The organism is Rhizobium sp. BK456, from assembly GCF_014194045.1.
GTDB classification, from domain to species: domain Bacteria; phylum Pseudomonadota; class Alphaproteobacteria; order Rhizobiales; family Rhizobiaceae; genus Rhizobium; species Rhizobium redzepovicii.
Map to the genome: position 1 here is coordinate 150,533 of NZ_JACIAO010000015.1, position 10,221 is coordinate 160,753.

Sequence of the window (10,221 nt, forward strand, 5' to 3'; positions counted from 1 at the left end):
CAGCCAGGAAAATGTACCGGAAAACTCTAACCAAAACTGGTCCAGTTAAGCGTTCAGATCAGAACCATTTCTGTCGATCTTCATGTGGTGTTCCTTTCTGAGAGAGATCTATCAGGTCACTTATCGGTGACCCTCATAAGGCGGCTGACGGCGGAGCGATTATGCGTGCGGTCGATGATGAAGTCGTGGCCCTCGGGCTTGCGGGAGATCGCTTCGTCGATCGCGGCGTAGAGCAAGCAGTCGTCTTCGGCGCGCACGGCGGAGCGCCGGTCGGCGGCGTCGCTCTGTCGAAGGCACATGTAGAGCGTGACGGTGCAGGTCAGGCGTACGCGGTTGCAGCTCTCACAGAAATTATGGTGATCGGCGTGATGAAGCCCAGGCGGCCGCTGGTCTCCTTGACGTGACATAGCGAGCGGGGCCGCCCGGGCGGTAGCCGATTTCACTCATCGAAAACTGCTTTTCGAGCTCGGCGCGCAGCTTGGAGAGGCTTGACGAGGCCGTACGCCAGAGATTTTCCCTATCGAGGCGCCATGAGAGGTCGGCTTCGGTCGACTACTCGGGGTTGGGAAGCGCATACACCGCAACAGGCTGCTTCCTGTTGCGCACTTCGAGAACGCCCAGGCTCTTCAGCCCAGGTACCCGATCAGCGATCCGCTCGAATGTGTCGCCACTCAACAGACATTGCGTGTTGTGGTTTTTGTTCAACGCCTCGAGCCGTTGTGACAGGTTCACTGTATCGCCATAAAGGGTGTAGGACAGTCGTGCTTCACCTCCGACCGTTCCCGCTGCCACGGTCCCTGTTGCTATGCCGATTCTGAGCTTGAGGCGTCGCCCGTCAAATTCGGTGCGTGAGACGGCGTCAAGAATGTCTTGCGCGGCCAATACCGCCTGGAAGGCGTGATCAAGAAGTGGAACAGGCATATTGAAGGAGGCAATCAGGGCATCGCCGAAGTAATTCACCACAAGCCCGCCGCGCTCGCCCACGATAGCCTCCACGCTTGAAAAGAGCTCGTTCAGCAGTGCGATCACTCGTGCCGGGGCAAGGTTCTCAGCGATCGCCGTGAAGCCTTCAACATCAGCAAACAATAACGTGGCGTCCTTCATCTGCGGCGTGAGCTGGCCGTCATGCTCAAGTTCGCGAATGATCGGAGCTGGGACATATTTGCCAAAAAGGTGCTGAATTTGCCGTCGCCGTTTCTCTGATTCCAGCCGGGCGCGAACGACGGACCGGGCGCGATGGACAGCGACGGCGGCGATGCCGGTGACGGCGGCCATAATCAAACCTTCCTCGACACGTGATGCAATGCCGATGAAGTCCGGACTGAGGACGACCTGGTAGAAGACCCGGCGAGAAGGTCCCGACGGGAGGTCGTCGAACGTCAGGACGTGGGGCATCGAGGCGACGATCCGGATTGTCGAAAGAGCAAGACCCGTGATGCACGCCGTTCCGGTCGAAATGACAAGCCCGGGAGAGAGTGTCAACACCGAGGCAGCGATGACGACGTAGTAATACTGCACCCGACTTGTCAGGAAAGCGAGGTTCTGGGGGATGTTATCTCCGCTGCTAAGGGGAGCGTAGACCAGGATCAAGGACACAAGAATCGCATCCATCGCGAAAAACAGATAACGCGCCGCGCTTTCGAAACGGGTGTTCACCGTTGTCAAGGCGAGTAACCCTGCCACAGCCAGGCAGAAGGTGAACGCAAAGATCACAACGTTCGTTGGGTAGTGATAGCCCCAGAGGAAGGCGAAGGCGAGAAGCGCCACGGCCACAGTGCGCCCTAGCACGGCAAGAACAAAGCCCGCCCGTTGTGTTCGCTCAAGAGTTCGCTCGCCAGCGGCAACGGCATTGTATTCCAGCCAGGCTTTAAATTTGCTCCACGGTTTTTGGATGGTTAGCCTCTTATCGTTTGATGTCTGATCGCCGAACGCGCGCATCCGCCAATCAGCTCCAATTCCTATATCCGGGCGGGACCGAATGTTTTAGTCTTACCAGGCAGCAAAATCTTATGAGTTCCTCTCATGAAAGGAAGATCTAAGTCCGCATTCCGTCATTGCGAATTCTTCATCCCCTTTGACAAGCTCGGTGCGCTTTTTGCCCAACACGTTTCGGCGTGACGGTAAGTTCATTGGATGAACCAGCGGCGGCGTCTCTTCTGGGTAGCCGCCGCCTAATTGTGCCGACCGGAAGTCTCAGGAAACGACGCCCCTGTCGTCCGGAGTCCGCGGGCTGAGATGCGCGCTAAAGGTGACATGCCCGCCTCACCAGTGCCGCCGGCTTTGAAGTTGTCGAAACGAGACCCCTGAACTCTGCGCGCGTTACTGTCCAAAATTGAAGGCGGCAAGGACGGTATGGAGGTGGGACAGCGGTTACAAGTAATCGAGCATTCTGCGATTTGGAGAGCATCCAGAGGTCTAGCGCACCTGCGCCATCGCGCTCTTCGCAATTTAGACGAGTTGGTATGGCGTCGCGTCCTTGACATTATGATCCACCGAAATGTGCTTTCGCAGCGGCGGTATGGCGCGGCTCGCGCAGTTGGTCCGTTCGCATGTCAGACACGAAATGCCAATGGGCTCAAAGGCCGTTCGGTCTGCGAGATTAAGGTCGTCCGCATAGACGAAGGCGTCAGCGTAGGAGATTTCGCAGCCGATCGCCAGAGCGTAGCTCGAGCGCTGCATTCTAAACCCGCCCACACCCTTGCTCACGCGCGTGGCAAGGCAAAGGTAGCGCGCACCATCTGGCGTTTCGGCCAATTGCCGGATAAAGCGGTCGGGCGCCTCGAAAGCCTGATGAGCGTTCCACAAAGGACACGCGGACCCGAAACGGGCAAACTGTAATTTGGTGGCGCTGTGGCGCTTAGTAATGTTGCCAGCCCGGTCTATTCGGGCGAAAAAGATTGGTACCCCTTTCGAACCCGGTCGTTGCAGCGTGGAAAGCCGGTGACAGACCTGCTCCAACGACGAACCAAACCGGGCTGCCAACAATCCTATATCATGCCGCAACCGTCGAGCAGCCTCGAGGAAGATCTGGTAGGGCATCAAAAGTGCGCCCGCAAAGTAATTATGCAGACCGATCCTACAAACCTCGGCGGCTTCTCGCGTCCGAAACGCGGCAGTGCTTAAGATTGCTTCGATGACGCCCGTAGCGTAATTCTGGGCGGTCTGAACGGCGATCTGAAACGTTCGCGTTTCGGAAGGCAGGTAGGGGTTGAGAGACAGGATCCGCTCCGAGGGATCGAAGTGGCGAACGTGACTCGCCATTGACGCGTCGTAAACCACCCGGACGCCGAACCTTCGTTCGAGGAACTCTGCAAGAAGGGGCTGGGCATCGCCACCCTGAAGTCCGAGCTCAGCCGCCAGAGCTTCTGCCGCCATGTCAAGTTCGTGCAGGTAATTGTCGACGTAATGAAAGAAATCTCGCACTTCGTCGTAGGGCGTTCCTTCGACGAAGGCTGTCCGTCCAAGCCGGTCGTCCAAGATCGCCAGCTGTTCACTATGTCGGCGATAAGCCTGGTGACAGCTCACCAAAGCACGCGCAAAACCTGGGGCGTTTTGCAAAATCAGCTTCAATTCCTGGAGGCTCGGCGAGTAAGATTCGAAAAGCGGATCTGCAAGTGCTTCCCTAACGGCTGAAGCCAGCCTGTCGGTCTCCCCGGTTGAAAGCTCTGTAATGTCGAGGCCAAATTTGTCGGCAAGGGCGAGCAGGACCGTCGCCGACACGGGTCGCTGATTATTTTCAATCTGATTAAGATAGCTGAGAGAAATACCCAGCCTTTCAGCGAACTGACTTTGTGTCGTGCCATGTTCGAGGCGAAGTTCGCGCACCTTGCGCCCGATGAAGAGTTTTCCAGCAGCCAACTTCGCAACTTCGCAATTCACTATTTGAATTTTTATAACTCCACAACTGCCCGCGTTCAAGCGTTTTCGTTCGTTCGTCGCTTCGTTAAGAAGGTCGGATAGATAGGGAGCGAACATGCAGACTATTTTGGACCAGCTTGAAACCCGGCGAGCCGAAGCGCGATCAGGCGGTGGTGAACTCAGGGTCGCAGCCCAGCACGCAAAAGGCAAACTGACGGCCCGAGAGCGCCTGGAAGTCTTACTCGATCAAGGGTCCTTCGAGGAATATGACATGTATGTCACGCACCGCTGTGTCGACTTTGGCATGGCGGATCAAAAGGTCGCAGGTGACGGCGTCGTAACCGGGTGGGGAACGATCAACGGCCGGCAAGTGTATGTGTTTTCACAGGACTTTACGGTCCTCGGTGGGTCACTTTCGGAAACACACGCGCAGAAAATTTGCAAGATCATGGACATGGCGTTGCGGAATGGGGCGCCGCTCATTGGGCTCAATGATTCCGGCGGTGCGCGCATTCAGGAAGGCGTTGCCTCTCTCGCCGGTTACGCGGATGTCTTCAAGAGGAATGTCGAAGCCTCCGGCGTTATCCCGCAGATTTCTGTAATCATGGGGCCATGTGCCGGGGGTGCAGTCTATTCGCCCGCCATGACTGACTTCATTTTCATGGTCAGAGACTCTTCCTACATGTTCGTGACGGGACCTGACGTGGTGAAGACCGTAACAAATGAAATCGTTACGGCTGAGGAGCTTGGCGGCGCCCTCACGCACACGGCCAAGTCGTCCGTGGCCGACGGGGCCTTCGACGATGACGTTGAAACGCTGGAAAATATGCGGCTGCTCTTTGATTTCCTACCGCTCAACAATCGGGAAAAGCCACCTACCCGCCCATTCCACGACGATCCCGAGCGCCTGGAGCAGCGGCTTGATACGCTTATGCCTGATAGCTCCAACAAGCCTTATGACATGAAGGAGCTTATCTGTGCGCTGGCCGATGAAGGCGAGTTCTTCGAACTCCAACCGTCATTTGCGCGCAACATAATTACCGGCTTCATTCGCATGGAGGGCCAAAGTATCGGCATCGTTGCCAATCAGCCGACGGTGCTCGCCGGCTGCCTCGATATCGACTCGTCGCGAAAAGCCGCGCGCTTCGTCCGCTTCTGTGACGCGTTTAATATCCCCATCCTCACCCTCGTGGACGTCCCGGGCTTTCTTCCCGGCACTGCCCAGGAATACGGTGGCGTGATCAAGCATGGCGCCAAGCTTTTGTTTGCTTACTCTCAGGCGACCGTACCAATGGTGACGCTCATCACCCGCAAGGCTTACGGCGGTGCCTACGACGTGATGGCATCGAAGCATATCGGAGCGGACATCAACTATGCCTGGCCGAGCGCCGAGATCGCCGTGATGGGTGCAAAGGGCGCTACCGAAATTCTTTATCGAGGCGAGGTCGACGATCCAGCCAAGATTGCGGCGCGCGTGCGCGAATACGAGGAACGTTTCGCCAATCCATTCGTCGCCGCCGAACGCGGATTCATCGACGAGGTTATCATGCCTCATTCGTCCCGACGCCGCATCGCCCGCGCTTTCGCCTCGCTTCGCAACAAGCAGGTCGATGCTCGCTGGAAGAAGCACGACACGATACCTCTTTAACAGGCTAGTCTCATGTTCAAGAAAATCCTGATCGCTAATCGCGGTGAAATTGCCTGCCGCGTTATCAAAACCGCAAAGCGCCTCGGTATCGCTACTGTCGCTGTTTATTCGGACGCCGACCGCAACGCGCTGCACGTGCGCATGGCCGACGAAGCTGTTTGGATCGGCCCCGCCCCCTCAAACCAGTCCTATATCGTGATTGATCGCATCCTGGATGCTATCCGATCCACGGGTGCTGACGCCATCCACCCAGGCTACGGTTTCCTTTCGGAAAACGCGGGCTTTGCAGCAGCGCTGGAGAAGGAAGGCCTGACATTCATCGGACCGCCAGTTGGTGCAATTGAAGCAATGGGTGACAAAATCACCTCCAAACGACTTGCGGCCGAGGCGGGTGTAAGCACTGTGCCCGGCCACATGGATTTGATCGATAGCGCCGACGAAGCCGTGCGGATCGCCACCCAGATCGGTTTCCCGGTGATGATCAAAGCTTCCGCGGGCGGCGGCGGGAAAGGTATGCGCATTGCCTGGAATGAACAAGAGGCCCGGGAAGGCTTCCAAGCCTCGCGCAATGAAGCGAAAAACTCGTTTGGTGACGACCGCATCTTCATCGAGAGATTCGTCACTGAACCTCGCCATATCGAAATTCAGGTCCTCGGCGATAAGCACGGGAACATCGTCTACCTCGGAGAACGCGAATGTTCTATCCAGAGGCGCAACCAAAAGGTCATTGAGGAAGCGCCGTCACCATTTCTCGACCCGGAGACACGCAAAGCAATGGGTGAACAGGCCGTCGCCCTTGCGAGGGCGGTTGGCTATCACTCAGCCGGCACGGTCGAATTCATCGTCGACGGCAAACAGAACAAGTTCTACTTCCTAGAGATGAACACCCGTCTTCAGGTCGAACATCCAGTCACCGAACTCGTGACCGGGCTCGATTTGGTCGAGCAAATGATCAGGATCGCTGCTGGCGAAGCACTCGCCCTTGATCAAGGTGATATCAAGCTGAATGGCTGGGCAATTGAGAGCCGGGTATATGCTGAGGATCCGTATCGCAATTTCCTTCCGTCGATCGGGCGGCTCACCCGTTACCGGCCGCCGCAGGAGGGCCGCTACGAGGACGCCACCTTGCTCCGCAATGACACCGGTGTGTTCGAAGGCGGTGAAATTTCGATGTATTACGATCCGATGATCGCAAAATTGTGCACGTGGGCTCCCACGCGCATGGAAGCAATTTCGGCGATGAGCGAAGCGCTGGATAACTTCGAACTCGAGGGCATTGGCCACAACCTGCCATTCCTGTCGGCGGTGATGCAGCAGGAGCGCTTTCGATCCGGGCGCTTGACGACCGGCTATATTGTTGAAGAATTCCCTGAAGGGTTCCATGGAGTTGAGCCTGGTGAGCAGGCAGCCCGGCGGCTTGCAGCCGTGGCCGCCTTCGTCAATCAGATCGTGCAAACCCGGGCGACGGAAATCTCGGGGACGATCGGAAACCATCGGCGAAAGCTCGACAATGACTGGGTGGTGGAATTTGGCGACCAGCGCTTTGCAGTCGGGGTTGATCCTGTTGCCGGTTCGACCCGCGTCACGTTTGAGGACGGCGTAGGCCTTTCCGTCGCCAGTCAATGGCTTCCTGGAAGCAGCCACGCGACGTTTGAGGTCGGCAAGGAGCGGCTCGGCGTCAAGGTCGATCTGATCGGTGCTGTCATCAGGCTGAGGTGGCGCGGCATCGACGCACGCGTGCGCGTTCGGTCGTCCCGAACAGCGGACCTTGCTCGTCTGATGCCCAAGAAGGCGGCGATGGACACATCAAAGCTCCTGCTGTGCCCGATGCCCGGCGTCATCACCTCGATCAGCGTCGATGTGGGTGACACCGTCGAGGCGGGCCAGACGCTAGCCGTCGTCGAGGCGATGAAAATGGAAAATGCCTTGAAGGCGGAGCGCAAAGGTGTCGTCAAACGCATTGACGCCCAGGTCGGCAAAAGTCTTGCCGTGGACGAACTTATACTGGAGTTCGAATGATGACGACGGATATCCAAGCGTGGCAGGCTTTGGCCGAGAAGGAACTGAAAGCCTCGCCGGAAACGCTCGTCTGGCAGACGCCTGAGGGCATCGACGTCAAGCCGCTCTATACCGCCGGCGATCTCACCTCCGCCGATCATCTGGACAGCCTGCCGGGCTTCGCGCCCTTCACCCGCGGACCCCGCGCCACGATGTATCCCGGGCGCCCCTGGACGATCCGCCAGTATGCCGGTTTCTCGACTGCCGAAGCCTCCAATGCCTTTTATCGCAAGGCGCTTGCCGCCGGCCAGCAGGGCGTGTCCGTCGCTTTCGACCTCGCCACGCACCGCGGCTATGACAGCGACCATCCGCGCGTCGAAGGCGATGTCGGCAAGGCGGGTGTGGCAATCGACAGCGTCGAGGACATGAAGATCCTGTTCGACGGCATTCCGCTCGAAAAGATCTCGGTCTCGATGACGATGAACGGCGCCGTCATCCCGATCCTCGCCTCTTTCATCGTTGCCGGCGAGGAGCAGGGGGTGCCGAGGCCCGAACTCTCGGGGACCATCCAGAACGACATCCTCAAGGAGTTCATGGTCCGCAACACCTACATTTATCCGCCGGAACCCTCGATGCGGATCGTCGCCGATATCATCGACTATACCGCCCGCGAGATGCCGAAGTTCAACTCGATCTCGATCTCCGGCTATCACATGCAGGAAGCCGGGGCGACGCTGGTGCAGGAGCTCGCCTTCACATTGGCCGACGGACGCGAATATGTCAGGGCGGCGATCGCCAAGGGCCTCAACGTCGACGACTTCGCCGGGCGCCTCTCCTTCTTCTTCGCGATCGGCATGAATTTCTTCATGGAGGCGGCGAAGCTGCGTGCGGCCCGTCTTCTCTGGACGAAGATCATGGAGCAGTTCGAGCCGAAGAAAACGTCGTCGTTGATGCTGCGCACGCACTGCCAGACCTCCGGCGTCTCGCTGCAGGAGCAGGATCCCTACAACAATATTGTTAGAACCGCCTTCGAGGCGATGTCGGCGGTGCTCGGCGGCACGCAGTCGCTGCACACCAATTCCTTCGACGAGGCGATCGCGCTGCCGACGGAATTTTCCGCCCGCATTGCCCGCAACACCCAGCTGATCCTGCAGCACGAGACCGGCGTCACCAAGGTGGTCGATCCGCTCGCAGGCTCCTATTATATCGAGAGCCTGACGAAGGAACTCGCGGACAAGGCCTGGGCGCTGATCGAGGAAGTCGAGGCGCGCGGCGGGATGACGAAGGCGGTCAACGAAGGCCTGCCGAAGCGGCTGATCGAGGAGGCCGCGACGCGCCGCCAGGCGGCGGTCGACAAGGGCGACGAGGTGATCGTCGGCGTCAACAAATACCGATTGGAAACTGAAGGAGAGCTGGAAATCCTGGCGATCGACAATGCCGCCGTGCGCGCCGCGCAGGTCAAGCGGATCGAGGATACCCGCCGCCGCCGCGACAGCGGCAAGGTGCGCGAGGCGCTGGAAGCCCTCTCCGAAGTCGCCAGCGGCGGCCAGGGCAATCTGCTTGCCGCGGCCGTCGAGGCGGCACGCGCGCGGGCCACCGTCGGCGAGATATCGGATGCGATGCGTTCGGTGTTCGGGGATCATTATGCCGTCCCGGAAGTCGTCAACGACATCTATGGCGCAGCCTATACCGGCGACCCGGAACTTGAAACGCTTGTTGCCCGCCTCGGCGACGTGTCGAGAAGCCTTGGCCGTAAACCGAAGATCATGGTCGCCAAGCTCGGCCAGGATGGCCACGACCGCGGCGCCAAGATCATTGCCTCGGCCTTCGGCGACATGGGTTTCGACGTCTTGGCGGGACCATTGTTTCAAACGCCGCAGGAAGCAGCCGATACGGCGCTCGCATCCAGGGTCCATGTTATCGGTGTCTCCTCGTTGGCGGCCGGTCACAACACGCTGATGCCGCAGTTGGTCGAGGCTCTCAAAGAAAAGGGGGGTAGCGATGTTATCGTCGTCTGTGGCGGTGTCGTTCCGCGCCAGGATTATCAGTTTCTGCTTGAACACGGCGTCGCGGCAGTCTTCGGACCAGGCACCAACGTCATGGATGCCGGACGGGCCGTTCTCGACCTTCTCGAAGGTCGTTTGAGGAATAGGTGAAGAAGAACATGTTAACCTGGCTCAACCACGTCGCGATTGCCGTTCCGGATCTTGAGAAGGCGGCGACGCAATACAGGTCGCTCGGCGCAAACGTCTCCGAACCCAAGGACCTGCCTGAACACGGCGTCACCGTCGTGTTCGTCACCATTCCAAACACGAAGATCGAGCTTCTGCATCCGCTGGGTGAGGGATCGCCGATTGGATCATTTCTCGAACGAAACCCAAGCGGCGGCATTCACCACCTCTGCTTTGAGGTTTCGGAAATTGGCGAGGCTGCCGACACGCTTCGTGCCATTGGTGTGAGGATACTTGGAGACGGCACGCGGAAACTTGGAGCTCACGACAAGCCGGTTCTCTTTGCGCATCCAAAAGACTTCCAAGGGGCTCTGGTCGAGTTCGAGCAGATATAGGATTGCCGAGCGACCGGCCGGCGGGAGAAAATCGAGTGGCGGACGATGGCGCGTTTGAACGCGAGAGCATGGAATTCGACGTGGTGATCGTCGGCGCAGGTCCGGCCGGTCTTTCGGCGGCGATCCGGCTGAAGCAGGTCAATCCGGAACT

General features: G+C 58.5%; 7 protein-coding genes and 1 pseudogene. 5 read left to right on the forward strand and 3 right to left on the reverse strand.

The window, feature by feature from the left end:
• Window positions 1-116: 116 nt before the first annotated feature.
• From FHX03_RS31380 to FHX03_RS31390, 3 genes and pseudogenes are all read right to left on the reverse strand, one after another.
• Window positions 117-486: pseudogene (locus FHX03_RS31380) on the reverse strand (GTP 3',8-cyclase MoaA); the annotation flags it as partial.
• Between the two features lie 66 nt (window positions 487-552).
• Window positions 553-1,938 (reverse strand): adenylate/guanylate cyclase domain-containing protein, encoded by a 1,386-nt coding sequence (locus FHX03_RS31385; protein WP_183857053.1) that lies wholly within the window; start codon window positions 1,936-1,938, stop codon window positions 553-555.
• 510 nt (window positions 1,939-2,448) lie between these two features.
• On the reverse strand, window positions 2,449-3,858 hold the full coding sequence (locus FHX03_RS31390) for a short-chain fatty acyl-CoA regulator family protein (RefSeq protein ID WP_183857085.1): 1,410 nt from the start codon (window positions 3,856-3,858) through the stop codon (window positions 2,449-2,451).
• A gap of 115 nt (window positions 3,859-3,973) precedes the next feature.
• On the opposite strand from FHX03_RS31390, the gene FHX03_RS31395 reads away from it, so the two are divergent.
• From FHX03_RS31395 to FHX03_RS31415, 5 genes are all read left to right on the forward strand, one after another.
• Window positions 3,974-5,506, forward strand: coding sequence for an acyl-CoA carboxylase subunit beta (locus FHX03_RS31395; RefSeq protein WP_183857055.1), 1,533 nt, complete (start codon window positions 3,974-3,976; stop codon window positions 5,504-5,506).
• Window positions 5,507-5,518: 12 nt separating this feature from the next.
• Entirely contained in the window at window positions 5,519-7,525 is a 2,007-nt protein-coding gene (locus FHX03_RS31400; protein ID WP_183857057.1) for an acetyl/propionyl/methylcrotonyl-CoA carboxylase subunit alpha, read from the forward strand.
• Window positions 7,525-9,660: a methylmalonyl-CoA mutase gene (gene scpA / locus FHX03_RS31405; RefSeq protein WP_183857059.1), complete on the forward strand. Its 2,136-nt coding sequence runs from the start codon at window positions 7,525-7,527 to the stop codon at window positions 9,658-9,660. Before FHX03_RS31400 ends, scpA begins: the two co-directional genes overlap by 1 nt.
• An 8-nt stretch (window positions 9,661-9,668) precedes the next feature.
• A complete protein-coding gene (gene mce, locus FHX03_RS31410) occupies window positions 9,669-10,070 on the forward strand; it encodes a methylmalonyl-CoA epimerase (protein ID WP_183781019.1) in 402 nt (133 codons plus the stop codon).
• Window positions 10,071-10,138: 68 nt separating this feature from the next.
• Window positions 10,139-10,221 (forward strand): FAD-dependent oxidoreductase (locus FHX03_RS31415; protein ID WP_183857087.1); only part of this gene is annotated, 83 nt, incomplete at its 3' end.